This is a genomic window from Xanthomonas hydrangeae, from assembly GCF_032697525.1.
In the GTDB taxonomy this organism is placed as follows: Bacteria; Pseudomonadota; Gammaproteobacteria; order Xanthomonadales; family Xanthomonadaceae; genus Xanthomonas; species Xanthomonas hydrangeae.
This window is the reverse complement of sequence record NZ_CP103836.1, coordinates 3,548,953-3,574,042: the sequence shown is the minus strand read 5'-3', so window position 1 is coordinate 3,574,042 and position 25,090 is coordinate 3,548,953. Positions and strand designations below refer to the sequence as shown.

Here is a 25,090-nt window from a genome sequence, read left to right as displayed (position 1 = left end):
GTGGCGAGCGTGAATGTGGATTTTGAACAAGCCGGCGAACTGAAGATCGGCCAGGTGGGCATCGCCAATCTGCGCGTGCGCACGCTGGATGTGCCGCGCCTGCTGCGCGAGATGCAGGAACGAGTGACCCGCGCGCCCAAGTTGTTCGGGCGTGCGGCGGTGATCCTGGATTTCGGTGGGCTGTCGCAATTGCCCGACGTGACCACCGCCAAGGCGCTGCTGGATGGTCTGCGTGCGGCCGGCGTGCTGCCGGTTGCATTGGCCTACGGCACCAGCGAGATCGATCTGCTGTCGCAACAGCTCGGCGTGCCGCTGCTGGCCAAGTTCCGTGCGCAATACGAACCCACTGCGGTGAGCCCACCGCCTCCGCCGCCGCCACCTGCACGCGCCGAACCCGCCGCGCCTGTCGTGCGCCCGGCACCTGGCCGCATGCAACGCAACGCGGTGCGTTCGGGCCAGCAGCTGTATGCGGAGAACTGCGACCTGACCGTACTCAGTACGGTGGGTGCCGGCGCCGAGGTGATCGCCGACGGCAGCATCCATATCTACGGTACCCTGCGTGGCCGCGCGTTGGCCGGTGCGCAAGGCAATCCCGACGCGCGCATCTTCTGCCGCGATTTCCACGCCGAACTGGTCGCCATCGCTGGCCACTACAAGGTGCTGGACGATGTCCCCATGGAACTGCGTGGCAAGGCCGTCCAGGTCTGGCTGGAGCAGGATCAGATCAAGATCGCTGCGCTGGACTGACGCAGCCCAACCACTGAAATATTTCGGAGAAATCCTTTGGCTGAAATCATCGTAGTCACCTCCGGCAAGGGCGGCGTCGGCAAGACCACCACCAGCGCGAGCCTGGCCTGCGGGCTGGCAAAGCGCGGCAAGAAGGTCGCCGTCATCGACTTCGACGTCGGTCTGCGCAACCTGGACCTGATCATGGGCTGCGAGCGGCGCGTGGTGTACGACTTCGTCAACGTCGTGCATGGCGAGGCCACGCTCAAGCAGTCGCTGATCAAGGACAAGCGCTTCGACAACCTGTACGTGCTGGCTGCCTCGCAGACCCGCGACAAGGATGCGCTGACCCAGGAAGGCGTGGAGAAGGTGCTCAAGGATCTGGTTGCCGACGGCTTCGAGTACATCGTCTGCGATTCGCCGGCCGGCATCGAAAAAGGCGCGTTCCTGGCGATGTATTTTGCCGACCGCGCGGTGGTGGTGGTCAACCCGGAAGTGTCTTCGGTGCGCGACTCCGACCGCATCATCGGCCTGCTCGATTCCAAGACCCGCAAGGCCGAGGAAGGCAAGACCGTTCCTGCGTTCCTGCTGCTGACCCGCTACAGCCCGGGCCGCGTGGAAGGAGGCGAAATGCTCAGCATCACCGACGTGGAGGAAGTGCTCGGCCTCAAGGCCATCGGCATCATTCCCGAATCCGGTGATGTGCTCAACGCTTCCAACAAGGGCGAGCCGGTGATCCTGGATGCCGAGTCGCCGGCCGGCATGGCGTACGACGACGCGGTCGCCCGCATCATGGGCGAAGACCGCCCGATGCGATTCACATCCGTGGAGAAGAAAGGCTTCTTCAGCAAGCTGTTCGGAGGGTAAGCATGGGCCTGCTCGATTTTCTCAAGAGCAAGAAGAACACCGCCGAGACGGCCAAAAACCGCCTGCAGATCATCATTGCGCAGGAGCGCAACCATCGCGGAGGTCCGGACTACCTGCCGCTGCTGCAGCGCGAATTGCTGGAAGTGATCAAGAAGTACGTCAACATCGACGCCGATGCGGTGCGGGTTGATCTGGTCAAGGACGGCGAACACGACGTGCTGGATATTTCGGTCGCGTTGCCGGAAGACGGCGACAAGTAAGAGTGGCCGGCGGAACGACTGCGATCACCGCCAGGCTGCTCGCAACGTTGTGTTAGCCACTCCACATCCTCTGGACGGCACCGTGTTTGCACGGTGCCGTTTTAACGTGTGACCCGACCGCGAGCTCTCCCGCGTGACCATCGATTCTTCTTTCGCATTCGACTCCGAATCCGAATCTGCCACTGTAATGTGCGTGGCCGATATCGGCCTGGACGCACCCGCCGCGCTGCTCGCACGTTATGGCCTGCGCCTGCATCGCGTGGATGCGGGCGCGCCGATCCCGGGCAGTTTCTGGGGCGAGCCGGAGGCCGGCATCATCGGTTGCGATGTCTACGTGCGCGACGACACGCCGGTGCATTCGCTGCTGCATGAGGCCGGGCATCTGATCGTGTTGCCGGCAGACAAGCGTGCCGCCGTGCATACCGATGCCACCGACTCGGTGGACGAAGAAGACGCGACCTGTTATCTGCAGATCCTGCTGGCCGATCAGTTGCCCGGCGTGGGCAGCGCGCGCCTGATGACCGACATGGATACCTGGGGCTATACGTACCGGCTGGGATCCACGCGCGCATGGTTCGAGCAGGATGCGGAAAACGCGCGTCGCTGGTTGAGCGAGCGCGGGTTGTTGCCGGCTTAAGTGCTGCGCGGTCTTGATAAAACTGCGGATTCGCGATTCACGCTACTGACGTAGTCGGCGATGCAGCGTGGTTCGTCCTGCAGTTTTTTTTCTCGATCGAGCGGCACTCAGCAGCACGCGCACGGCCGCCGATGCGATGAGCGCTACGCGTACAACACGCATTGCGACTATTTATCCCGGCAGCCCGGTCGCAATCGTCGAGCCGGACAGATCCAGCGTCGCCACCGTGCCCTGCCCTGCGCTGGAATCCAGATGCAGATGCCAGCCCAGGTGCTCGCATAGGCGCCCGATCAACTCCAGCCCGATGCCGTTGCCCTGCCGCGCGTTGCCGCGTGCCAGCCGCGCATAGATGGCACTGATTTCTTCCGGCGTCATGCCATGGCCCGGGTCGGCGATGCGCACCACGCCCGGTGGAGAGAGCGAAACGCGGATGATGCCGCGATCGCTGTTCTCGATCGCGTTGCGCAGCAGGTTGCCGATGGCGGTCTGCACGATGGCCACCGGCGCGGTCAGGCTGCACGGCGGCAATGGGTCGATGAGCACCTGCAGATCCTTGTCGGCGCACAGATGCGCGTGGTCGGCGACGATCTCCGGCAATAGCTGATCCAGGCGCAGCGTGTCGCTGCCGCAGCTCAGCCGTCCGGGGTCCTTGGCCAGCACCAGCAACAAGGTGATGAGCTGTTCCACCGCACCGCTGGTGTGCGCGATGCGCTCGAGCTGATGACGCACCGCAGGCGGTGTACCGGGCTGTTCCAGCGCCAGTTCGGCGGCATTGCCGATCACCGCGATCGGGGTGCGCAACTCATGGCTGGTGCTGTCGATGAAGGAGCGTTCGCGTTCGACGAACTGGCCGTTGCGTTCGAGATAATCGTTGAGCGCATCGGCGATGACGTACAGCTCGGCACTGCCCTGCGGGCCCACGGCGATACGTTGTGCGCGTCGCTCCGGGCGCAGCGCGCCGATATCGCGCGCCAGCTCGACCAACGGCCGCACCAGCCGCGCCATCGCATAGGTGCCCATCACCAAGGTGACGCTGATCAGCGCGATGCCCGCGGCGAGCATCCAGCGGGTGAGAAATTTTTCCAGCGCTTCGAAATCGGTGATGTCCAGCACCAGCGCCAGGCGACCGGCCTGCGCGGTGTCGCGCACCATCACCGCACTCTGGCGGCCGGTGATTTCCAGCTCGTCGTGCAAGCCGGGATGCAGCGTACGCAGCACCGGCGGCAACGCCGCACTGTCATTGATGCGGTACAACCGCAAGGTGTCCGAATCCTGCCAGCGGTAACCCGGATCCTGCGCGCTGCGGTCCAGAATGCTGTCCAGTTCGGAGTTGAGCAGCGAGCGCCACACGCCGTGTTCGGCGCGCTCGTGCAGATACTGCGCGGTGCCGAACACCGCCAGCGTCATCAACAACGTGTAGCCGAACAACCACACCAGAACGCGGCGGCCCAACGGTCGCTGCTTAGCCATCGATGGATTCGCCTGTGGCAAGCGCGCTGGTGCCATCCAGCACGGCCAGCCGGTAGCCGAGCCGCGGCAAGGTGTGGATCAACTTCTGCGCAAACGGGCCGTCCACGCTGCGGCGCAATTCGTAGATATGCGAGCGCAGCATGTCGCCATCGGGCGGGTCGTCGGCCCACAACGATTGCTCCAGCCGCTGCCGGGTAACGGCGGCGGGACTAGCCTGCATCAGCACTTCCAGCAACTTGCGGCAGGCCGGATACAGATGCAGCACCTGGCCGGCGCGGGTGGCTTCCAGCGTGGACAGGTCCAGGCGCAGGTCGGCCACCTGCAGCAGCTTGCCGCGACGGCGGCCGTGTGCGCGCGCCAGCAAGGCTTCGATGCGCACTTCCAGTTCGGGCAGCGCGAAGGGCTTGGTCAGGTAGTCGTCGGCTCCGGCGCGGAACCCGGCGATCTTGTCGGGCAGTTCGTCGCGCGCGGTGAGCATGATCACCGGCAACTCGGACTGGTGCTGCTCGCGCAGGCGGCGCAGCACTTCCGGGCCGTCCATGCGCGGCATCATCCAGTCCAGCACCAGCACGTCGTAATGCTGGGTGGTGGCCAGGTGCAGGCCGGTGATGCCGTCCGGCGCGGCGTCCAGGGTGTGCCCCCGCGCTTCGAAATACTCGAACAGATTGGCAACCATGTTGCGGTTGTCTTCGATGACCAGTAGCCGCATGAGCAGGTTTCCAGGGCGGCCCGGCAGGGACGATTTGCGCATCCTAACCGAGCCTGGCCAAACGCAGCCGTTACCGGTGCTTCCGACAGAATTCCGACCTGCTTGCCGGATAGTGTTCCGCCACTTTCATCAGAGCGTGTACGTGTCGCCTGCCATCTCTGCCGCTGTGTCCCGTCCACGCATGCTGCTGGTTGCGCTGGCGCTGATCGTTGTCAGCCTGCTGGCCGGCCTTGGCTTACGTCAGCCCAATCCGCCGGACGAGCCCCGCTTTGTGCTGGCCGCGCGCGGCATGGTCGAGACCGGTCAGTGGCTGCTGCCGCATCGCGGTAGCGAGCTGTATGCCGAAAAGCCACCGGTGTTCATGTGGTTGCAGGCCGCCAGTTATCAGCTGGTGCCGCACTGGCCCGTCGCGTTCCTGCTGCCTTCGCTGCTGGCGGCACTGGCCACGCTGTGGCTGACCTGGGACCTGACGCGGCGGTTATGGAATCGGCGCGTGGCGCGCCATGCGGTGCTGGCCTTGTTTGCGGTGCTGCAGTTCGGCCTGATGGCCAAGCGTGCGCAGATCGACATGGTGCTGGTGGCGCTGACCACGCTGTCGTTGTGGGGGATGCTGCGGCATCTGCTGCGCGGGCCGGACTGGCGCGCATGGACGCTGGGAGTGTTCGCGGCCGGCGTGGGAACGGTGACCAAGGGCGTGGGCTTTTTGCCACTGCTGCTGTTGCTGCCGTGGATGGCGCTGCCGCGCAGGCACTGGAGTGTGCTGCCGGCGCGTACGCAGGCAGGGCGCAGCTGGTTGTTGGTGCTGCCGGCGTTTCTGGCCGGCACTGCGGTGTGGCTGGGGCCGCTTTGCATCGCGCTACTGCAAAGCAACGACCCGGTGCTGCATGCGTACGCGCATGAGTTGTTGTTCAAGCAGACCGGCACCCGTTACGCACACGCGTGGCATCACGTGAAGCCGGCCTGGTACTACCTGCAGGTGATCGCCACACTGTGGTTGCCCGACTGCCTGTTGTTGCCCTGGTTGCTGCCGGCCTGGTGGCGACGACTACGGCGCGGCGATCCGCGCTATGTGCTGCTGCTTGCCTGGAGCGTGTTGGTGCTGGTGTTCTTCAGCGCCAGCCCGGGCAAGCGTGAGGTGTATATCTTTCCGATGCTGCCGGCGTTGTGTATTGCCGCCGCACCGCTATTGGCCGGGCTGCTGCGCAAACGCGGTATCCGCGTGTTGCTGACCGGCTATGTGCTGCTGCTTGCGGTGGCCGCACTGGCATTGGGTGTCGGGATCGCACTGCATCTGCATTGGGCGGAAAACACCGCACTCAAGCGCGGAATGGATCTGGCCTCGATGCAGCCGGTGGGTGTCTGGTTGATCGCCCTGGGCGTGGTCGGCCTGGCAGCGATCGCATGGTCGCGCGGCAAACGCGCCGGCACTGCGGTGGTGGTGGTGACCGCAGCGCTGTGGATCGTATACGGCCTGGGTTTGATGCCGGCATTGGATCCCTATAGCTCGGCCGCGCGATTGATGCAGCGTGTCGGTCAACGCATCGGCCCGGATGCCGAACTCGGCATGCTGGCCTGGCGCGAGCAGAACATGCTGCAGGCGGATCGGGCAGTGACCGACTTCGGCTTCAAGACGTCTTGGCAGCAGCAATGGGACAAGGCCGGTCCGTGGCTTGCACACGCGCCGGAGAAACGTTGGTTATTCGTGCTCAAGCAGGCTGTACCAGCGTGTATCGCTCCGGCGCAACGCATCGATATCGGCGAATCCAATCGCAATCAATGGCAACTGGTGCCTGGCACCGCGTGGCATGCCGGTTGCAACGCCACTGCGTCCGACACCGAACAAACCGGTAGCGATGGCGATACAGACTGAATGCTCGGTGTCGATTAACGGCTGGGCAACTCCGGTCCGACCGCTCTCCGACATCCGGGTTTCGAAGATGCCGGGCAATGACACAGACCGACATGCCGATGAGCACGCTTCCCGTCCTTGCGCCAGTTCTGGTGCGCATCGCCCCTGATGTGCGGGCGCGTTTTTTTGTTCGCCATCTATGGATGCCGCTGACGGGTGTGCTGTTGCTCAGCGCACTGCTGATGGGCGCCGGTGGCGACCAGTGGATAGCCGATGTGCTGTATCGCCTGGAAGGCGGGCAATGGCTGCTCAAGGAGCATTGGTTTACCAGCGGCGTTGTGCATCGCGCCGGCAAATGGTTGAGCACAACTGCCGGAGTTTGCGTGTTACTGCTGGCTGTGGCCGCTTGGTTTACTCCACGCAGGCGTGCATTGCGCTGGCCACTGACGTATCTCGCTGCATCGATCGCACTGTCGACCTCGCTGGTGTCGCTACTTAAATCATGGACAGCGATGGATTGCCCCTGGGACCTGAGCCGTTATGGCGGTACGCAGGCAATGATCGGTTTATTTGAGTCGCGCCATGGCATTGCTGCGTCCGGGTGTTTTCCCGCCGGCCATGCAAGCGCCGGTTATGCGTGGGTGGCGCTGTATTTCTGTGCGCTGTCTCTACGACCTGCATGGCGCTTTACAGGTTTGTTCGCAGGTCTAGCAGCAGGTCTCATTTTCGGGATTGCACAACAACTGCGCGGCGCGCATTTTCTCTCGCACGACCTATGGTCGTTGGCGGTGTGTTGGGTCAGCGCACTGGTACTTTACTGCGTGATGCTGGCTCGGCCGCATCACAAGCGTGGTTTGATGTTGCAATCGGGGGATGCAGCATGAGTACCTGGCTACCGGAGCCGCAAGGGCAAGCGCGCCCGCGTGCGCTGACCTGGAGTACCCGGCCGACCGTATCGACCGAGACACTGGTCCTGCTGTCGAGCCTGTTTTTCGCCCTGGTGTGCAACCAGTTGTTCTGGCGCACGGCGATGGCGACGCATCCAGGCAGCATTGGTTTTGCCATCTCGTTGATGGCGCTGCTGCTGGCCGTCCATGCCTTGCTGTTGGGCTTGCTGGTCTGGCGCTGGAATGCGAAACCGCTACTGACGGTGCTGCTGTTCACCACCGCGTTGGCTGCGCATTACATGGACAGCTACAACGTCTATCTGGATGCGGACATGCTGCGCAACGTGCTGCATACCGACCACAAGGAATCGCGCGAACTGCTCACCCCTGGCTTGATCCTGCCGCTGGTGTGCTACTTCCTGATCCCAACAACGCTGTTATGGCGCACCCGTTTGCGCGCACGCAGCATCGGCAAGTCGCTGGCGATTCGCGCCGGCTTTCTGCTGCTAGTGGCAGTGGTGGGCGCGGCAGGCACCATGCTGTCGTTCCAGGATATTTCCGCGTTGATGCGCAATCACCGCGAGGTGCGTTACCTGGCCACGCCGATCAATTACATCGTGGCGTTGCGACAGAACCTCAAATCCGATTCGCCGATCAAGCACGCGCCCAAGCAACCGATCGAACACGATGCAATGGCCACGCCACGTGCTGCCGGAAGCCGCCCACGTTTGTTGCTGGTGGTCCTGGGCGAAACCGCACGTGCGCAGAACTGGGGCCTTAATGGTTACGCACGCCAGACCACGCCGGAGCTGGCGCAGGCCGGGGTGATCAACTTCCCGGACATGCATTCGTGCGGCACCAGCACCGAAGTGTCGGTGCCCTGCATGTTCTCGCCGTTTGGCCGGCGCGATTACAACGAAGACATGATCCGTGGCCATCAGTCGCTGCTGCATGTACTCGATCACGCCGGCATTTCCACGCTGTGGCGCGACAACCAGTCGGGCTGCAAGGGCGTGTGCGATGGCCTGGAGCTTCAGAAGCTGGACGATGCCACCACACCGGGATTATGTGCCGACGGCCGCTGCATGGACGAGATTCTCCTCAGCGACCTGGCCGCACAGGTGCGCGCCAAGCCCGGCGATCGCGTCGTGGTGCTGCATCAACTGGGCAGCCATGGACCGAGTTACTTCGAACGCTACCCGGCGCATTTCGAACGCTTCAAACCGGTGTGTAAAACCGCCGATCTGGGCAGCTGCAGCCGACAGGACATCGTCAATGCCTACGACAATTCCATCGGCTATACCGACCATTTTCTCAATCAGGCCATCCATACGCTGCGCGGTTTGCAGGACTACGACACCGCGATGATCTACGTCTCCGATCACGGCGAATCACTCGGCGAAAAAGGCCTGTATCTGCATGGCGTGCCGTATGCGATTGCGCCCAAGGAGCAGACCCACGTGCCGATGGTGATGTGGTTCTCGCCGGAATTCGCGCGCGATCGCGGCCTGGATGAAACCTGCCTGCGTCACCGCGCCGGTCAGTACACCGATCACGATGCCTTGTTCCCCTCGATCCTGGGTCTGATGCAGGTCAAGACCAGTGTCTACGCACGCGAGCGCGATCTGTTTGCACAATGCGCAGGATGAACGCAGTTTGGATATTTCCCGGAACCGGTGAGAAGATCACGCCTGCCGCGTTGGTTCGCGTACGGATGGACGAGTCCAGAGCCCAAAGCAATTAGTCGAGGGCGCGGTGCCCTCGCCGCTCGCGGGACACGCCGCAAGTACGTCCATGTAGGCTCGGTGGCGGCATCCATGCCGCCACACGGTCCCGCAATCGGCGAGGACACCGCACCAGACAGTTTGTAGGTGGCTTTGTTGAAAACATGCACACCGACCAGCTCAACTGGTCCTTGCCCGCCCACCGTCGCGGGACCTTACGCGGCATGGATGCCGCGTAAGAGCCTACACGGACGTACTTGCGGCGTGTCCCGCGATGGTGGGCGGGCAAGGGCCCTGCAGCAAACCAGCAGATCTTCGCTCCACAAGTGACCTATCCAAATTGTCCAAGCACTCCGAGACAACCACTATCTCACTGTCTTATTAGTAGCTGATAAGTAGCTGACAAAACGTCGCGAGCAATGAGCAGGTACGTGTGGACGACGCGCTCAGAGTCGCAAGGCCGGCGTGATACATCCCGCACCGAGCACGGGCCGCGCCCGCCTGGCAGTGAGCCAGTAGTTTTGTTGGCTGCTCCACTAGCCACACATGGATTGGTAGCTATCTGCGTCGCATGCGTGGCGACACCGCTTGCCCTGAGTCGCGGCGCGCTCTAGCCTTCGTCGGACTTCACCGCAAGGACCATCCGTGAATCCTCGTTTGCTTCTGCTGGCATTGACTGTCGCTGCCGGCACCCTGTCGTTGTCGGCCTGCCGCCAGGATGCGGCCCCGCCGGCCAAACCCGCAGCCACCAAGGCCGCGCCTGCCGAAAGCGCCGACCAGTTCGTTGCGCGCATCAGCGCCGAATACAAAGCCGCGTATCCGGAACTCACCGCAGCGCAGTGGCTGTCGTCGACCTACATCAATGGCGACTCGCAGTTGCTGGCGGCCAAGGCCAACGAACGCCAGCTGGCGCAGCTGGATCGCTGGATCGAACAAGCCAAGCAATACGCCGGCCTGCCGATGTCGGCCGACAGCGCGCGCGCGTTGCAATTACTGACATTGATGAGCGCCCTGCCCGCCCCACACGACCCGACCAAGCTGGCCGAACTGACCCAGATCGCCGCCAAGATGGAAGGCGATTACGGCGCGGCGCGTTACTGCATCGGCGAGGGCGAACAGCGCCGCTGCCGCCAGTTGGGTGAGCTGGAACAGGTGCTGGCGCGCAGCCGCGACTACAACGAACAACTCGACGCCTGGCAAGGTTGGCACGCCACCGCGCAACCCATGCGCAAGGATTACCAGCGCTTTGCCGAGCTCGCTAATGAAGGCGCACGCGGGCTCGGTTTTGCCGATGTCGGTGTGCTGTGGCGCAGCGGTTACGACATGCCACCTGCGCAGCTGGCGAGCGAAACCGACCGCCTGTGGGAGCAGGTCAAACCGCTGTACGCGCAACTGCAATGCTACGCACGCGGCAAGCTCGATACGCAGTATGGCAAGGACAAGGGCGAGGTCGCCGGCGGCATGTTGCCCGCGCATCTGATGGGCAACATGTGGCAGCAGGACTGGAGCAACCTGTGGGATCTGCTGCAACCGTATCCGGGCGCCGGCGATCTGGACATCACCGCTGCGCTGGAAAAACAATACCAGGGCAATCTGAGCGCGGTGCTGGCACGCAATGTGGCCAATACCGGAGAAGGCGGTAGCGGTGCACGCTTCCAGGCCGAACGCGAAGCGCAACTGCGCACCGCAAAGCAGATGACCGAGCGTGCGCAGGAGTTCTACACCTCGCTCGGCATGCCCAAGCTTCCCGACACCTACTGGCAACGCTCGCAGTTCATCAAACCGCTGGATCGCGACGTGGTCTGTCACGCCAGCGCGTGGGACATGAACATGGGCGGCGAGGCGAACCGGAACATCGGCGCGGACGTGCGTACCAAGATGTGCATCAACCCGACCGAAGAAGACTTCACCACCATCTATCACGAGCTCGGCCACATCTATTACGACCTGGCCTATAACCCGCTACCGCCGCTGTTCCAGAATGGCGCCAACGATGGTTTTCACGAAGCGATCGGCGACACCATCGTGCTGGCGATGACGCCCAAGTATCTGCAATCGATCGGCATGGTGGGCGAACAGCAAACCGGCCGCGAGGCACTGATCAATTCGCAGATGCGCATGGCGCTGAGCAAGGTCGCCTTCCTGCCGTTCGGCTTGATGATCGACCGCTGGCGCTGGGGCGTGTTCGATGGCTCGATCACGCCCGAGCATTACAACCAGGCCTGGTGGGAACTCAAGGCCAAGTACCAGGGCGTCGCGCCGGCAAGCGCGCGCGGCGAAGAGTTCTTCGATGCCGGCGCCAAGTACCATGTGCCAGGCAATACGCCGTACACCCGTTATTTTCTCGCGCACATCCTGCAGTTCCAGTTCTACAAGGGCCTGTGCGAAGCCGCCGGCCATCAAGGCCCGCTGTACGAATGCAGCTTTTACGGCAACAAGGACGCCGGGCAGAAATTCTGGTCGATGCTGCAGCGTGGCTCCAGCCAACCGTGGCAGACCACGCTGAAGGAACTCACTGGCAACGACCGCCTGGATGCCGGCCCGATGCTGGAGTATTTCGCACCGATGAACGCGTGGTTGAAGCAGCAGAATCAGGGGCAGCTGTGTGGCTGGCAGGCGACTGCGCCTGCTGCACCCGCCAACGCGCCTGCGCCTGCTGCAACGCGCTGACGCCCCATCTACCCAGCGCCCTGCGGTAGCCAGACACTGGCCGCCGCATAACATTCATTTGATAAACGTACAAAACGCCGGCGATATACTGCGCGCCCGCTGCACAGGCGCAGCATGCAGGATGCATCCAATGAACAACGCCTCCACCGGCCCGGACCAGCAGAACCTGGACCCCAACAAGCAGTTCATCGACGACGCGAACGATCGCGCGTTCGACCCGATCTACAGCAGCAAGAACAGCGAATACTCGGCAGAACTGGGCAGCAGCACAGTTGCGTTGAACTCGACAGAGCAGTCGGTCAAGTATTCGCAGACCAGCGAGCAGAGCAACGGCAGTAAAACCCAGCCGTTGGGCGAGAACAGCCTGCGCACCAGCGCCTCGCTAGGCCTGGGCAAACTCAGCGATGCCGAGGCCAAGACCACCACCTTCAACCTCGAGGCCGACGCGCACACCGGCCAGCAGCAAAGCCTGCAGACCAAGCTCGGCGACGGCAAGTTGAACATCGAAGCCAGCGTCATTGCCGGGCAGCGCATGCGCTATTCACTGACGCTGCCCGGCGTCGACCAGCCTGCAGAGGCTGCCACCCGCATCAATCCGCTGCAGCCGGAGAGCCTGCCGATCGGCGCGCGTGCGGTGATGGACACGCAGACCTACACCCAGCGCGACGCCTCGGCGAGTCTGCAACACCTCAGCATGCAGAGCGAGATCACCGAAGCCAGCGGCCGCAGCTACCTGATCGAGCGCGTGGACGAGCGCCACGTGCGTGTGGTGACCGGGCCCAACGCAGCCATCGAGGCAGTGAACGCGGTTGGCGTCAAGGTGGGACCGGCACAGGCCCTGCTTGGGCGTGCCGACGCGCTGGGCCAGTCGCAGGTGCACAGCGCGCAGTTCGACCTGGCCGATCCACGCGCGATGGCCGCCATGGGCGACTTCGTGCGCGAGGGCAAGATTGCACCGGGCGTGCCCGGTGTCGATGAACAACAGACGGTGGAGCGGATCAGTTTCAGCTCGCAGCAGCGTCTGCAGCTGGAATTGGGCCCGCTCAGTGCCGATCTGGCCGGCAACCGCAACGAAGGCAGCCAGGTGCGCATCAGCACACCGGGCCAGGACGGCTACACCGTCGTGCAGCAGCTGCAATACGGTGGCAACGTGCCGCTGACGATCGTGCGCCAGTACGACGGCAACGAGACCGAACGCGTGCACGAGCGCAGCTACCGCTTCGAGATCGATGGCGATGTCGCCGCGCCCGGGCTGATGCAGCGCCTGGCCGGCCGCAACGAGGCCAGCGAGGAAAAGGCGATCGCGCAAAATCTCAACAGCGCGCTGAGCGGCGAGATGGTGGGCACCGGTGCGATCAAGCCGGGGCAGAAGACCGCGCTGGCGTTCAGCGAAGTGCAGATGCAGGCGCTGATGGAGCAGACCCAGGCCAGCGTCGAGGCCAGCAAGATCGGCGGCAGCTCACTGAGTTCGTTGGTCGGCGATCGCAACGCCCCGCCGCAGTCGCCCGAACGCTTCGCGATCGCAATGGCCCGCAACGTGGGTGGCGAGCCTTATGCGTTCGTCGAGCGGCTGCAGCGCATTGCCGACGGCGCCGATGGAAAATACGACGGCCAGTTGCAGCGCATCGACACCGAAGCGCTGCCGCGCCAAGCGGATGCGACAACCGCGGCTTCGGATCCGCGTCACCCGGCCAATCCGGACCATACGCTGCTGAAGCAATGCACCGCAGCGGTAGAGCAACTGGAGACCGCGCGCGGCCGCGTGCCCGATGCGGACAGCGAGCGCCTGGCAATGGGAGCCCTTGTCACCGCGCGTGAGCATGGGCTGCAGCGCGTGGACCACGTGCTGCTCGGCCATGACCCGGCCCGGGGCTTCGTCGTCGAGGGAGCGCTCGATTCGCCCGCGCACCTGCGCGCAAGCTTCGATGCCCAGGCCGCGCAGCAAACGCCGCTGGAAAGCAGCATGCAACGCTTGCAGGCCGTACAGGCCGAGCAAGACCGCCACGCCACCGTGCGCGAGCAGGCGCCGCAGCAGGAGCCAGCACCGCACGCGCCTTCGCGCTGACACCTGCGGTTATTCCCGAAGACCATCCGGCAGCGCCAGCTGGGCTGCCGGATGCGGCGACAACGAGAGCAACCGCTCCGGCCTGACGTAGCTCGGCGCTGCCTCAGGCATTGCATCGGTGGCTCTGGCCACCGGTACAGCTGCACCTCACGAGGCGACCATCAGGCGACCGTCCTTGCCTGCATCGATGAGCGCACCGGCGCGGGCCCATCGCGGACCCATCCCCGCACACCCCAGTGCGTACGCCTTCAGTGCGTACGCGTGGGCGCCAGCTTCTGCGAAAACTCGATCCGGAATGCCTCGAAATCCCTGCCGTCGGCGGCCGCCTCGGCATGCGCCGCGTCCTTGAGCGCATCCGAATAGGTCAGCCGCACCGGCGTGCCCTGGCGTTCGTGCAGTTCTGCCGCGCGCATGATCAGGGCCAGGACCTGCGCGGCGCTGGTGCTTTCGCCGGCGATGCGGCCGTCCATGCCAAGCACCCATTCGCCGTCGCGGCGGACGATGCCGGCAAGCAGCGTGCGTTGCTGGTCGCGCAGTTCGGCATGCGCTTCGATCGGCGATTCGGCAGTGACCTTGGCGGCGGCCTGGTTGCGCTGGCGCTCGGCGGCGCGCTTGCGGGCGTCGCGGCGCAACTTGGAATCGGTGGACATGCGGGCTCCTGTGAGGTCAGAGGTGGTCGGCCGGCTCCAGAGGCACTGCCTCTGCGGCCTGGCGGCGGCGAAGACGGCGGCCGCTGCGGCGCTCCCAGCGCCAGAATAGCCAGCCCAGCAAGAAAAAACCGGTCATGCCGATCGCCAGATGGCGCGGGTGTTCACTCAGCAGCGGCGACAGCACCCCGGCCACCAGCGTATTGGTCATCAGCTGGGTGAAGGCCTGCAGCGAAGAGGCCAGACCGCGCTGATGCGGGTACATGTCCAGCACCGCCAGCGCCAGGATCGGGAAGATCAAGGCCATGCCCAAGCCGGCCAGGAAGATCGGCAGCACCGCCCACGGCAGGCCGATCTGCGCCACCGACAAGGTGTAGCCAAGATTGGCCAGCGCCGCCACGCCGCAGCAGATGAAGCCGATACGGATCTGCCGCACCGGGTCCATGCTGCCGGCCATGCGCCCGGACAGGAACGAGCCCAGCGTCATGCCGCCGATGGTGGGGATGAACAACCAGGCGAAATCGCCCTCGCCCATGTGCAGGTGGCGCATGATCAACACCGGCGCCGAGGCGATGTACAGAAAAATGCCGGCGAAGTTGAAGGCACCGGCTGCGGCCAGACGCTGGAACCGTGGGTTGAAGCCGATCCGTACGTAATCGTGCATCAAGCGGCGCAGCTGCAGCGGCGTGCGCGCTTCCAGCGGATGGGTCTCCGGCAGCCAGGTCATCGTCGCAACCAGCAGCACCAGCCCGAATACCACCAGAAACCAGAAGATCAGCGGCCAGCCGGCGCCGCTGAGCAGGATCCAGCCACCGATGATCGGCGCGATCGCCGGCGCAATGCCGAAGATCATCGACACCTGGCTCATCAGCCGTTGCGCATCCGCGCCGTGGAACAGATCGCGGATCACTGCCCGGCCGACGATCATGCCCACACCGGCCGACAGCCCCTGCAACGCGCGGAACGCCAGCAGCGTGGGCAGATCCTGCGACAGCGCACAGCCCACCGAGCCGGCGATGAACAGCACCAGCCCGCCCAGGATCACCCGCTTGCGGCCCCAGGCATCGGACAGCGGCCCGTGCGCAATGCTCATCACCCCGTAGGCGAGCAGATAGACGCTGATGGTTTGCTGGATCGCCACCTCGTCCACCGCCAGGCTACGGCTGAGCCGCGAAAACGCCGGAAAGATGGTGTCGATGGAAAACGGGCCGAACATCGCCAACCCGGCGAGCAGTAGCGCCATGCGACGGGTGGAAGGCGTGGTGGGGGGCATGCAGGAGTCCGAAACGTGGTGCATCGGGGACGCACACCAGCATCCGCGAGTCGCGGCGCCGGGATGAGCACAAGGGCGTCGATGATAGGCGCTCGCCGTTGCAAGGTTAAGCAGGCCCGAGTGCATGGGCCTGCCTGCCTACGCTCCGGCAGGTGCGCCCGCCGCTGCGCACGCAGGCTATAATCGGCCGGCAACATGGTGGGAGAAGCGGCACTGCCGCTGCCGAAGGCGCAACAGCCCGTAATCGCTCAGGCCCGATACCATCCGCAGTACAACTCTGGAGAGACCGGCCGATGCCGGCGCCGAAGGGGCACGGAACGCAGGCAGGCCCAGCGCCACGCCGCGTTTTTAAACTCTCAGGCAAAAGGACAGAGGGGCGCGAGGAAGACTCTCGCTGCGACAGGAGGTGATGCGCTGTGCGCGTCACACCGGTTGTGGTGCTTGTCGACCATTCGTCTGCCCCTGCCCCGGATGCCCGCCATGTCCCAGACCACGTCTTCCCTGCGCGACCTCGAACACCACAGCGCGTTCGTCGAACGCCATATCGGCCCCAACGACGCAGAAATCGCACAGATGCTGGGCGTGGTCGGCCACGCCTCGCTGGATGCGCTGACCGACGCCATCGTGCCCGGCAACATCAAGTCGCCTGCAGCGCTGGCGCTGCCCGAGGCGATCACCGAAGAAGAAGCGCTGACCAAGATCCGCGCCATCGCCAGCAAGAACCAGGTGCAGCGCACCTTTATCGGCCAGGGCTATTACGGCACCCACACGCCCAAGGTGATCCTGCGCAATATCCTGGAAAACCCGGCCTGGTACACCGCCTACACGCCGTACCAGGCGGAGATCTCGCAGGGCCGCATGGAAGCGTTGATCAACTTCCAGACCCTGTGCGCAGATCTGACCGGCATGCAGATCGCCAATGCCTCGCTGCTGGACGAAGCCACCGCCGCGGCCGAAGCGATGACGCTGGCCAAGCGTTCGGCCAAGTCGAAGTCGGACACCTTCTTCGTGCACGACGCGGTGCATCCGCAAACGCTGGAACTGCTGCGCACCCGCGCCGAGCCGCTGGGCATCGTGCTGCGCGTGGGCACGCCGGAAGAAGCGCTGCAGGCCGAGTGCTTCGGCGTGCTGCTGCAGTACCCGGACAGCTTCGGGCATATCGGCGACCACGCCGCGCTGGCCGATGCGGTGCACGCGCAAGGCGGGCTGGTCGCGGTGGCGACCGATCTGCTGGCGCTGACCCTGATCGCCGCGCCCGGCGAATGGGGCGCCGATATCGTGGTCGGCAACTCGCAGCGCTTCGGCGTGCCGTTCGGCTTCGGTGGCCCGCATGCCGCGTTCATGGCCTGCCGCGATGCCTACAAGCGCTCGATGCCGGGCCGGCTGATCGGCGTGTCGATCGATGCCGCCGGCAATCCTGCCTACCGTTTGACGCTGCAGACGCGCGAACAACATATCCGCCGCGAGAAGGCCACCTCCAATATCTGCACTGCGCAGGTGCTGCTGGCGGTGATGGCCTCGATGTACGCGGTCTACCACGGCCCCGAGGGCCTGACCCGCATCGCGCGGCGCACGCATCGCCTTGCCGCGATCCTGGCCACCGCGCTGCGCGGTGCCGGCGTCAATGTGGGCGAGCATTTCTTCGACACCCTGCACGTCAAGGCGATCGATGCCGAGGCCATCCACGCCAAGGCCCGTGCGGCCGGCATCAACCTGCGCGCGATCGACAGCGAAGCGGTCGGCATCAGCCTGGATGAAACCAGCACGCGCGCCGACGTGGTCGCACTGGCCGCGCTGTTCGGCGCGCAGGCAGATGTGGATGCACTCGATGCCGCCACTGCCGACGCGTTGCCGCAGGGCCTGCTGCGCAGCAGCGCGTTCCTGACTCACCCGGTATTCAACACCCACCACAGCGAGCACGAACTGCTGCGCTACATGCGCTCGCTGGCCGACAAGGACCTGGCGATGGATCGCACCATGATCCCGCTGGGCAGCTGCACGATGAAGCTCAACGCCACCGCCGAAATGATCCCGGTGACCTGGCCCGAGTTCGGCGCGATCCATCCGCTGGCGCCGGCCGAGCAGTCGGCCGGCTACGCGCAGCTGATCGAGGAGCTGGAAGCGATGCTGGTCGAATGTACCGGCTACGATGCGGTGAGCCTGCAGCCCAACTCCGGTGCACAGGGCGAGTACGCCGGCCTGCTGGCGATCCGCGCCTATCACCGCGCACGCGGGGAAGCGCACCGCGACATCTGCCTGATTCCCGAATCCGCCCACGGCACCAACCCGGCCTCGGCGCAGATGTGCGGCATGACCGTGGTGGTCACCAAATGCGATGCCAACGGCAATGTCGACGTCGAAGACATCCGCGCCAAGGCGGAAAAATATTCCGGGCGCCTGGCCGCGTTGATGATCACCTACCCCTCCACCCACGGCGTGTTCGAAGAGGACGTGGTGGCGATCTGCGAAGCGGTGCACGCGCATGGCGGCCAGGTCTATACCGACGGTGCCAACATGAATGCCCTGGTCGGCGTGGCCAAGCCCGGCAAGTGGGGCTCGGACGTGTCGCATCTGAACCTGCACAAGACCTTCTGCATTCCGCATGGCGGCGGCGGTCCCGGCGTGGGTCCGTGTGCGGTGAAGTCGCACCTTGCCCCATTCCTGCCGCGCACGCTGGGAGGCGAAGGCGATGTCGGCATGGTGAGCGCCTCCAGTTATGGGTCTGCCTCCATCCTGCCGATCAGCTGGATGTACGTGACCATGATGGGCAGCGCCGGCCTGCGCAAGGCGACCCAGGTGGCGTTGCTCAATGCCAACTACATCGCCAAGCGCTTGGCGCCGCACTACAAGACGCTGTACACGGGCCGTAATGGATTGGTGGCGCACGAGTGCATCCTCGACATCCGCCCGCTGGAAAAGACCAGCGGCATCGGCGCCGAAGACATCGCCAAGCGTCTGATCGACTTCGGCTTCCACGCGCCGACGTTGAGCTTCCCGGTCGCCGGCACCTTGATGGTGGAACCGACCGAAAGCGAATCGCAGCACGAACTGGACCGCTTCATCGACGCCATGATCCAGATCCGCGAAGAGATCCGCGCCATCGAAGACGGCCGCCTGGACCGCGAGGACAACCCGCTCAAGCACGCACCGCATACCGCCACGCAGGTGTCGGCCAGCGAGTGGACCCACGCTTACCCGCGCGAACTGGCCGCCTTCCCGCTGCCCAGCCTCAAGCAGCAGAAGTACTGGCCGCCGGTGGCGCGCGTGGACAACGTCTACGGCGACAAGAACGTGATGTGTGCCTGCATCCCGGTGGATGCCTACAAGGACGACGTGGAGGCATAAGCGCTGCCCTTTCGCGTTTACGTGTGGCATCGAAACCCAGCCCAGGAACTCCCGGGCTGGGTTTTTCGTTTTTAGCGGCAGCGGCTGCAGTGAAGTGTTCTGGAGACATCACGCGTTGGAGGCAAGCGCCTGCGCCGTACTCGGCCACAGCTCGGGTCGGGAACATCACATGACGCTAAAACACACTGTCCCGGTCGCCTCGATAGGTGATTGAAAGGCGTGGAGGCGTCAGTTGCAGAGCGGATGATCTGCGGCCTGGCTGCAGGGCCCTTGCCCGCCCACCATCGCAGGACACGCCGCAAGTACGTCCATGTAGGCTCTTCTGCGGCATCCATGCCCCATAAGGTCCCGCGACGGTGGGCGGGCAAGGACCTGTCGGAATGGTCGGAATGGTCGGAATGGTCGGAATGGTCGGAATGGGCGGAATGGTCGGAATGGTCGGAATGGGCGGAATGGGCGGAATGGGCGGAATGGGCGGAATGGGCGGTGTGCATGATTGCAAGCACTGCACGACGTGCATTGCTCGGATAACGGCGCGTCCGATCAGAGTTCTTCGATCCGACCAATGTCACTGCCATTGCTGACATCACTCCACTCGTCAGGCAGCCTCCTCGTTTTCCTTCCCTACACGTGCACTCGCGATGATGTGCGTCTGAGACAGGACACAACAGACAGTGATCAAGCTCGACAGATGCGCATTGAGACGCAAGCTGGCCTGCCTGCTGCTTGCAGGCCTGGCATTGACCGCTTGCGCGCCCCGCCGCCCTGGCGAGGTGCCGGCGCTGGTGCATGCGGCCGATGCACGCGCTGATGTAGTGCAGACCGATGCCGGTGCGCTACGCGGTGTGCGTAGTGCGCAAGGGCGGGTGTTTCTGGGCGTGCCCTTCGCCGCGCCGCCGGTGGGTGCGTTGCGCTTCCGCGCGCCGCAAGCTGCGCCAGCCTGGAAGGGAGTCCGCGATGCCACGCAGGCCGGGCCGGCGTGCCTGCCGCGTCATCGCTTCGGGCAGAAGCAGGTGTCCGAAGATTGCCTCACCCTCAACGTCTACGCGCCACCTGGGCCGGCGCCGGCGCATCCGCACGCGGTGATGGTGTGGATCTACGGCGGCGCGCTGGAGTTGGGCAGCAATGTCGACTACGACCTGAGTGCGTTGGCAGCCCGACAGAACGTCATCGTGGTGGCGCCCAATTATCGGCTGGGGGTGTTTGGTTTTTATGCGCATCCCGCGCTGGGTGGTCAAGACGAAGGTGCGTACGCGTTGCTCGATCAACAGGCGGCGTTGCACTGGGTGCAGCGCAATATCGCCGCCTTCGGTGGCGATGCGCACAACGTCACCGTGTTCGGCGAATCGGCCGGCGCATGGAGCATCTGTTATCAGCTCGCTTCACCCGGCGCGACGGGCCTGTTTCAACGTGCGATCCTGCAAAGCGGCAGTTGTCTTGCGAGCGATTCCAGCGTGCCGCGCAGCGAGGCCGAACGTGGTGGCATGCGCATGGCGCAGACGCTTGGCTGCGCGCGTGCAAGCGAGGTTGCCGCGTGCCTGCGCGCGCTCCCTGCAAACGCATTGGCCGATGCAAAACCGCAGCGACGTGGCTTGACCGGCAGCGATGCGTGGGCACCGATGTCTGGTGGCGCCGTCTTGCCATTGCCGCCTGCCGAGGCGATCGCCAATGGGCAGCACGCGCGGGTGCCGGTGCTGATCGGCAACAATCGCGACGAAGGGCGCCTGTTCGCGCAACTGCTGTCCTATTTCGGCGCACTCACGTTGCGCAGCGGCTATGCGGCGCGCGTGCAACGCATGCATACCGATCCGACAGCGATCATGACGCAGTACGCAGATGTCGCTGCGCAATCGCGCTGGCACGCCTATGCCGACATCGTCACCGATGGTGGCTTCGCCTGCCCCACGCGTCGGCTAGGCCGGGCGTTGCGCGACCACGCAGCGGTCTATGCATACGAGTTCGACGACCCGCAGGCGCCGTACGGTTTGTTGCGCTTGCCGTTTTCGCAGCCACTGGGCGCCTATCACGCGTCCGAACTGGTGTATCTGTTCCAGCGCCCGTGGGTGCTCAGTGGCGAGCCGCGGTTCAGCCCGGCGCAGCAGGCGCTTGCCGCTACCTTGCAGGATTACTGGGGCGCGTTTGCGCGCACCGGCGATCCGAATGGTGGCGGCCGGCCACCGTGGCCGCGCTTCGATGGCGACACGCCGTTGACGTTGTCGCCGGGCAGGATCGGGGCAACGCCCGACTTCGCGCAACGTCATCGCTGTACGTTCTGGGATGCGCAAGCGCACGCCGCGTCCACATCCGTGCAGCCACCGTTGCATTAGAGCGGCCCGCACAGATGGCGAATGGCCGTCACACCCAATCCAGCGTTATAGGAGTTACACATGTCCGAATCCATCTTGCAGCACTGCCCCGAGGTGCGCCTGCGCAATGGGCGCAACGAGCCCGCGCTCGGCCTGGGCTCGTGGAATCTGGGCCAGGGTCGACATGCGCCGCAGCAGGAGATCGATGCGCTGCAGACCGGCCAACAGCTGGGCATGCGCTTGATCGATACCGCCGAGATGTATGGCAACGGACGCTCCGAGCAGCTGATCGGCCAGGCCATCGGCAGCGCGCAGCCGCCGTATCTGGTGTCGAAGGTATTGCCAAGCAACGCCAGCGCGCGCGGCATTGCGCGTGCCTGCGAAGCCAGCCTGCAACGGCTGGGCGTTCGCATGCTGGATCTGTACCTGCTGCATTGGCGTGGCGGTAGCGATCTGCGCGAAGTGGTCGATGCGTTCGAAGCCTTGCGCGATGCGGGCAAGATCCGCGACTGGGGCGTGTCGAATTTCGATGTCGAGGATATGCAGGAGCTGTGGGACATTGAGGGCGGACAGCATTGCCTGGTCAATCAGGTGCTGTATCACGCCGCCAGCCGCGGTATCGAATTCGATCTGCTGCCGTGGTGTGCACAGCACGAGGTCACGGTGATGGCGTATTCGCCGTTGGGAAGCCGCGCATTGCTGGATCACCAGGTGCTGCACGCCATTGGCGAGCGACGTGGCGTGGCCGCAACTGCGGTGGCGTTGGCGTGGGCGATTCGCAGTGGCAAGGTCATCGCCATTCCCGAATCGGGAACACCCGCACACGTGCGTGCCAACGCAGCAGCGTGCACGTTGCAACTGGATGCCCGGGATCTTGCCGAACTGGACCATGCATTTCCACCGCCAACGCGCAAACAGCCGCTGGATCTGCTGTAGCCAACTCACAACAGTCGGGCTCGTTAGATGTGAGTGCATTGCATCGGCACGTTGCGTGACACACGCACCATCTCGATGCGATGCATCGCAAACTTCTGGCTGCATGTGAGCATTCGTTCGCATGCAGACACGTGCAATTAACAGCGCCGCTCCCAAGCTCGTTGATCAGCCCGCATCCCAAGCGACTAACAAACTACTGCGCAGCCGTCAGGCAGGCGCGGCTGGTGCTCCGAATCGGCATGTACCACGCGTACACTCCGGTTCTCCGCGCCGTCCGCACCGCCTGACGACTGCTCGCTACCGGTTGTTGGCCGCTCTAGCCCGCCAGAGTGGAGTCCCATGCCCAAGTCCCCCAGCAAGCCCGCGCAAGTTCCTTCCATTGCTACCGTCAGCGCAACATCTGAAACATTGCGCGGTACGGGCGATGAGTTGCATCAGAAAGCCGGCGGCACGCATCCGCAACTGACCACCAACCAGGGCATCCCGGTTGGCGACAACCAGAACTCGCTGCGCGCAACGCCGCGCGGCCCGACGTTGCTGGAAGACTTCATTCTGCGCGAGAAGATCACCCACTTCGATCACGAGCGCATTCCCGAGCGCATCGTGCATGCGCGCGGTAGCGCGGCGCACGGCTATTTCGAGTTGACCAAGTCGTTGAGCCAGTACACCACGGCCAAGATCTTCACCGAGGTCGGCGAAAAGACACCGTTGTTCACGCGTTTTTCCACCGTCGCCGGCGGCGCCGGCTCGGTGGACACGCCGCGCGACGTGCGCGGGTTTGCGGTGAAGTTCTACACCAAGGAAGGCAACTGGGATCTGGTGGGCAACAACATCCCGGTGTTCTTCATCCAGGATTCGATGAAGTTCCCGGACCTGATCCATGCGGTGAAGATGGAGCCGGATCGCGGTTTTCCGCAGGCCGCCAGCGCGCACGACACGTTCTGGGATTTCATCTCGCTCACGCCAGAATCGATGCACATGATCATGTGGGCGATGAGCGACCGCACCATCCCGCGCTCGCTGCGCATGATCGAAGGCTTCGGCATCCACAGCTTCCGTTTCCTCAATGAAAAAGGCGACAGCACCTTCGTCAAATTCCATTGGCGTCCCAAGCTCGGCCTGCAGTCCACGATCTGGGATGAGGCGGTCAAGATCGCCGGTGCCGATCAGGATTTCCACCGTCGCGATCTGTTCGAATCGATTCAAAGCGGCGATTTCCCCGAGTGGGAACTGGGCGTGCAGTTGTTCACCGAGGCCGAAGCGGAGGCATTCCCGTTCGATCATCTGGATTCGACCAAGGTCATTCCCGAAGAACTGGTGCCGCTGCAAATCGTGGGCCGCATGGTGCTGGACCGCTGGCCGGACAACTTCTTCGCCGAGACCGAGCAGGTCGCTTACTGCCCGGCCAACATCGTGCCAGGCATCGACTTCAGCAACGACCCCTTGCTGCAGGGCCGCCTGTTCTCGTATCTGGATACGCAGTTGAGCCGTCTGGGTGGACCCAACTTCCATCAGATTCCGGTCAACGCGCCCAAGTGCCCGTTCGCCAACAATCAGCGCGATGGTCATATGCAGATGGGTGTGCCGAAGGGGCGTGTCGCGTACGAGCCCAGCTCGCTGCAAGCCGATGCACCGCGTGAGGCGTTGCGCGGATTCCCGAGCCATGCGACACCGGCCGAGGACGGTGCCAAGGGCCGCGTGCGTGCGGAAAGTTTTGCCGATCATTACAGCCAGGCGCGCATGTTCTTCCGCAGCCAGACCGCACCGGAGCAGGCGCATATGGCATCGGCGCTGGTGTTCGAATTATCCAAGGTGGAAACCGCGCATGTGCGCGAAGCCATCGTGGGCCATCTGCGTCACATCGACCCAGCGCTGGCGCAGCGTGTGGCCGATGGCATGGGCATGACCACGTTACCGCCGGCACCACCTGCTGCGGTTGCGCCAACCGACATGCCGTTGTCGCCGGCCTTGCAGCTGATCGGCAAGATGAAGGACACCTTGCAGGGCCGTACCGTGGGCATCCTCATTCACGATGGCTCGGATGCCGCTGCGATCAAGGCGGTGCGCAAGGCTGCCGAAGCTGCGGGCGCCACGGTGAAAATCGTCGCGCCGAAAGTGGGCGGCGCCAAGCTCAGCGACGGCAAGCAACTGGCGGCCGATGGTCAGCTGGCAGGCACGCCGTCGGTGGTGTTCGATGCGGTAGCGGTGCTGTTGTCATCGGAAGCGGCCAAGCTGCTGACGCGCGAATCGGCTGCACTGGATTTCGTCAGCAACGCCTGGGCGCATCTGAAGGCCATCGCCTTCGACGATGGCGCGCAGCTGCTGCTGAAGGCCGGCAATGTCGGCAAGGACGCAGGCGTGATTGCAGCTGCAGATACTAAGGCATTCATCACTGCCGCCAAGACCCGCCAGTGGGCACGTGAGCCGAAGGTGCGCATGTTGGCGTAACCGCACCAGCGCATCGAAAGCTGCCTTGGGCGCGAGCGACGTTCTATGTCGTTTCGCGCCCATTGCATTTCATCCGCCGCCTACTAAAGTTCTGCTTTGGTGAGGACACCGCGCACACGGCTCACTTAGCTTCTGAGCGCATTTAGATGCCGCTATGACTCGAAATCTTGCTCGTCTCGGAATGACTGGTTGGATAGCGGGGAGAGATCAGTTGCAGAGCGGATGATCTGCGGCTTGGCTGCAGGGTCCTTGCCCGCCCACCCTCGCGGGA

Annotated in this window: 17 protein-coding genes, 1 other RNA gene and 1 riboswitch; of the genes, 14 read left to right on the top strand and 4 right to left on the bottom strand. The window is 64.2% G+C overall.

The window, feature by feature from the left end; genetic code table 11:
* The 4 genes from minC to NYR97_RS15235 all read left to right on the top strand — a co-directional run bounded on the left by minC (position 1) and on the right by NYR97_RS15235 (position 2,490).
* Positions 1 to 747 (top strand): septum site-determining protein MinC, encoded by a 747-nt coding sequence (gene minC, locus NYR97_RS15250; RefSeq protein WP_115038229.1) that lies wholly within the window; start codon positions 1 to 3, stop codon positions 745 to 747.
* A 36-nt stretch (positions 748 to 783) separates the two neighbouring features.
* Positions 784 to 1,593, top strand: a complete 810-nt coding sequence (gene minD / locus NYR97_RS15245) for a septum site-determining protein MinD (RefSeq protein WP_006450025.1) — start codon at positions 784 to 786, stop codon at positions 1,591 to 1,593.
* 2 nt (positions 1,594 to 1,595) lie between these two features.
* Positions 1,596 to 1,853, top strand: a complete 258-nt coding sequence (gene minE, locus NYR97_RS15240; protein WP_005994583.1) for a cell division topological specificity factor MinE — start codon at positions 1,596 to 1,598, stop codon at positions 1,851 to 1,853.
* A gap of 187 nt (positions 1,854 to 2,040) precedes the next feature.
* Entirely contained in the window at positions 2,041 to 2,490 is a 450-nt protein-coding gene (locus NYR97_RS15235) for a hypothetical protein (RefSeq protein WP_210763534.1), read from the top strand.
* A gap of 171 nt (positions 2,491 to 2,661) precedes the next feature.
* Here NYR97_RS15235 and NYR97_RS15230 read toward each other — a convergent pair whose 3' ends face one another.
* Both NYR97_RS15230 and NYR97_RS15225 read right to left on the bottom strand, forming a co-directional pair.
* Positions 2,662 to 3,960, bottom strand: coding sequence for a sensor histidine kinase (locus NYR97_RS15230; RefSeq protein WP_316694319.1), 1,299 nt, complete (start codon positions 3,958 to 3,960; stop codon positions 2,662 to 2,664).
* Positions 3,953 to 4,669 carry a response regulator transcription factor gene (locus NYR97_RS15225; protein ID WP_205392100.1) on the bottom strand — a complete coding sequence of 239 codons (717 nt, stop codon included), beginning with the start codon at positions 4,667 to 4,669 and terminating at the stop codon, positions 3,953 to 3,955. Before NYR97_RS15225 ends, NYR97_RS15230 begins: the two co-directional genes overlap by 8 nt.
* Positions 4,670 to 4,805: 136 nt before the next feature.
* Between NYR97_RS15225 and NYR97_RS15220 the strand changes: the two genes are divergently transcribed.
* The 5 genes from NYR97_RS15220 (at position 4,806) to NYR97_RS15195 (ending at position 13,864) form a co-directional block, all read left to right on the top strand.
* The gene (locus NYR97_RS15220) at positions 4,806 to 6,539 is read left to right on the top strand and encodes an ArnT family glycosyltransferase (protein ID WP_316694316.1); all 1,734 of its coding nucleotides are present in this window, start codon (positions 4,806 to 4,808) and stop codon (positions 6,537 to 6,539) included.
* A 98-nt stretch (positions 6,540 to 6,637) separates the two neighbouring features.
* The gene (locus NYR97_RS15215; protein WP_316698262.1) at positions 6,638 to 7,402 is read left to right on the top strand and encodes a phosphatase PAP2 family protein; all 765 of its coding nucleotides are present in this window, start codon (positions 6,638 to 6,640) and stop codon (positions 7,400 to 7,402) included.
* Complete coding sequence (locus NYR97_RS15210) at positions 7,399 to 9,054, top strand: phosphoethanolamine transferase (RefSeq protein ID WP_316694314.1); 1,656 nt, start codon at positions 7,399 to 7,401, stop codon at positions 9,052 to 9,054. The genes NYR97_RS15215 and NYR97_RS15210 overlap by 4 nt, the downstream gene beginning before the upstream one ends.
* 720 nt (positions 9,055 to 9,774) lie before the next feature.
* Positions 9,775 to 11,799: a M2 family metallopeptidase gene (locus tag NYR97_RS15200; protein WP_316694313.1), complete on the top strand. Its 2,025-nt coding sequence runs from the start codon at positions 9,775 to 9,777 to the stop codon at positions 11,797 to 11,799.
* A gap of 130 nt (positions 11,800 to 11,929) precedes the next feature.
* Complete coding sequence (locus NYR97_RS15195; protein ID WP_316694311.1) at positions 11,930 to 13,864, top strand: XVIPCD domain-containing protein; 1,935 nt, start codon at positions 11,930 to 11,932, stop codon at positions 13,862 to 13,864.
* Positions 13,865 to 14,112: 248 nt separating this feature from the next.
* Here NYR97_RS15195 and NYR97_RS15190 read toward each other — a convergent pair whose 3' ends face one another.
* Positions 14,113 to 14,514, bottom strand: coding sequence for a hypothetical protein (locus tag NYR97_RS15190; RefSeq protein ID WP_006452792.1), 402 nt, complete (start codon positions 14,512 to 14,514; stop codon positions 14,113 to 14,115).
* Positions 14,515 to 14,530: 16 nt separating this feature from the next.
* The gene (locus NYR97_RS15185) at positions 14,531 to 15,784 is read right to left on the bottom strand and encodes a multidrug effflux MFS transporter (protein WP_210762062.1); all 1,254 of its coding nucleotides are present in this window, start codon (positions 15,782 to 15,784) and stop codon (positions 14,531 to 14,533) included.
* Positions 15,785 to 16,051: 267 nt separating this feature from the next.
* Positions 16,052 to 16,166, top strand: a riboswitch (glycine riboswitch).
* An 89-nt stretch (positions 16,167 to 16,255) separates the two neighbouring features.
* Here NYR97_RS15185 and gcvP point away from each other — a divergent pair.
* From gcvP to NYR97_RS15160, 5 genes are all read left to right on the top strand, one after another.
* On the top strand, positions 16,256 to 19,129 hold the full coding sequence (gcvP, locus tag NYR97_RS15180) for an aminomethyl-transferring glycine dehydrogenase (RefSeq protein ID WP_316694307.1): 2,874 nt from the start codon (positions 16,256 to 16,258) through the stop codon (positions 19,127 to 19,129).
* Between the two features lie 698 nt (positions 19,130 to 19,827).
* Entirely contained in the window at positions 19,828 to 21,456 is a 1,629-nt protein-coding gene (locus NYR97_RS15175) for a carboxylesterase/lipase family protein (RefSeq protein ID WP_316694305.1), read from the top strand.
* A 60-nt stretch (positions 21,457 to 21,516) separates the two neighbouring features.
* A complete protein-coding gene (locus tag NYR97_RS15170) occupies positions 21,517 to 22,371 on the top strand; it encodes an aldo/keto reductase (RefSeq protein ID WP_316694303.1) in 855 nt (284 codons plus the stop codon).
* A gap of 239 nt (positions 22,372 to 22,610) precedes the next feature.
* Positions 22,611 to 22,684, top strand: a non-coding RNA gene (locus tag NYR97_RS15165) — sX9 sRNA.
* 26 nt (positions 22,685 to 22,710) lie between these two features.
* Positions 22,711 to 24,819, top strand: a complete 2,109-nt coding sequence (locus tag NYR97_RS15160; protein WP_316694301.1) for a catalase — start codon at positions 22,711 to 22,713, stop codon at positions 24,817 to 24,819.
* The last annotated feature ends 271 nt before the right edge of the window (positions 24,820 to 25,090 follow it).

Excerpts from the sequence above, each read along its gene's own strand:
- NYR97_RS15225 (WP_205392100.1), bottom strand. The coding sequence starts at position 4,669 with ATGCGGCTACTGGTCATCGAAGACAACCGCAACATGGTTGCCAATCTG.
- NYR97_RS15235 (WP_210763534.1), top strand. The coding sequence starts at position 2,041 with ATGTGCGTGGCCGATATCGGCCTGGACGCACCCGCCGCGCTGCTCGCA.
- NYR97_RS15230 (WP_316694319.1), bottom strand. The coding sequence starts at position 3,960 with ATGGCTAAGCAGCGACCGTTGGGCCGCCGCGTTCTGGTGTGGTTGTTC.
- NYR97_RS15215 (WP_316698262.1), top strand. The coding sequence starts at position 6,638 with ATGAGCACGCTTCCCGTCCTTGCGCCAGTTCTGGTGCGCATCGCCCCT.
- NYR97_RS15170 (WP_316694303.1), top strand. The coding sequence starts at position 21,517 with ATGTCCGAATCCATCTTGCAGCACTGCCCCGAGGTGCGCCTGCGCAAT.
- NYR97_RS15185 (WP_210762062.1), bottom strand. The coding sequence starts at position 15,784 with ATGCCCCCCACCACGCCTTCCACCCGTCGCATGGCGCTACTGCTCGCC.
- NYR97_RS15190 (WP_006452792.1), bottom strand. The coding sequence starts at position 14,514 with ATGTCCACCGATTCCAAGTTGCGCCGCGACGCCCGCAAGCGCGCCGCC.
- NYR97_RS15160 (WP_316694301.1), top strand. The coding sequence starts at position 22,711 with ATGCCCAAGTCCCCCAGCAAGCCCGCGCAAGTTCCTTCCATTGCTACC.
- minE (WP_005994583.1), top strand. The coding sequence starts at position 1,596 with ATGGGCCTGCTCGATTTTCTCAAGAGCAAGAAGAACACCGCCGAGACG.
- gcvP (WP_316694307.1), top strand. The coding sequence starts at position 16,256 with ATGCCCGCCATGTCCCAGACCACGTCTTCCCTGCGCGACCTCGAACAC.
- NYR97_RS15195 (WP_316694311.1), top strand. The coding sequence starts at position 11,930 with ATGAACAACGCCTCCACCGGCCCGGACCAGCAGAACCTGGACCCCAAC.
- NYR97_RS15210 (WP_316694314.1), top strand. The coding sequence starts at position 7,399 with ATGAGTACCTGGCTACCGGAGCCGCAAGGGCAAGCGCGCCCGCGTGCG.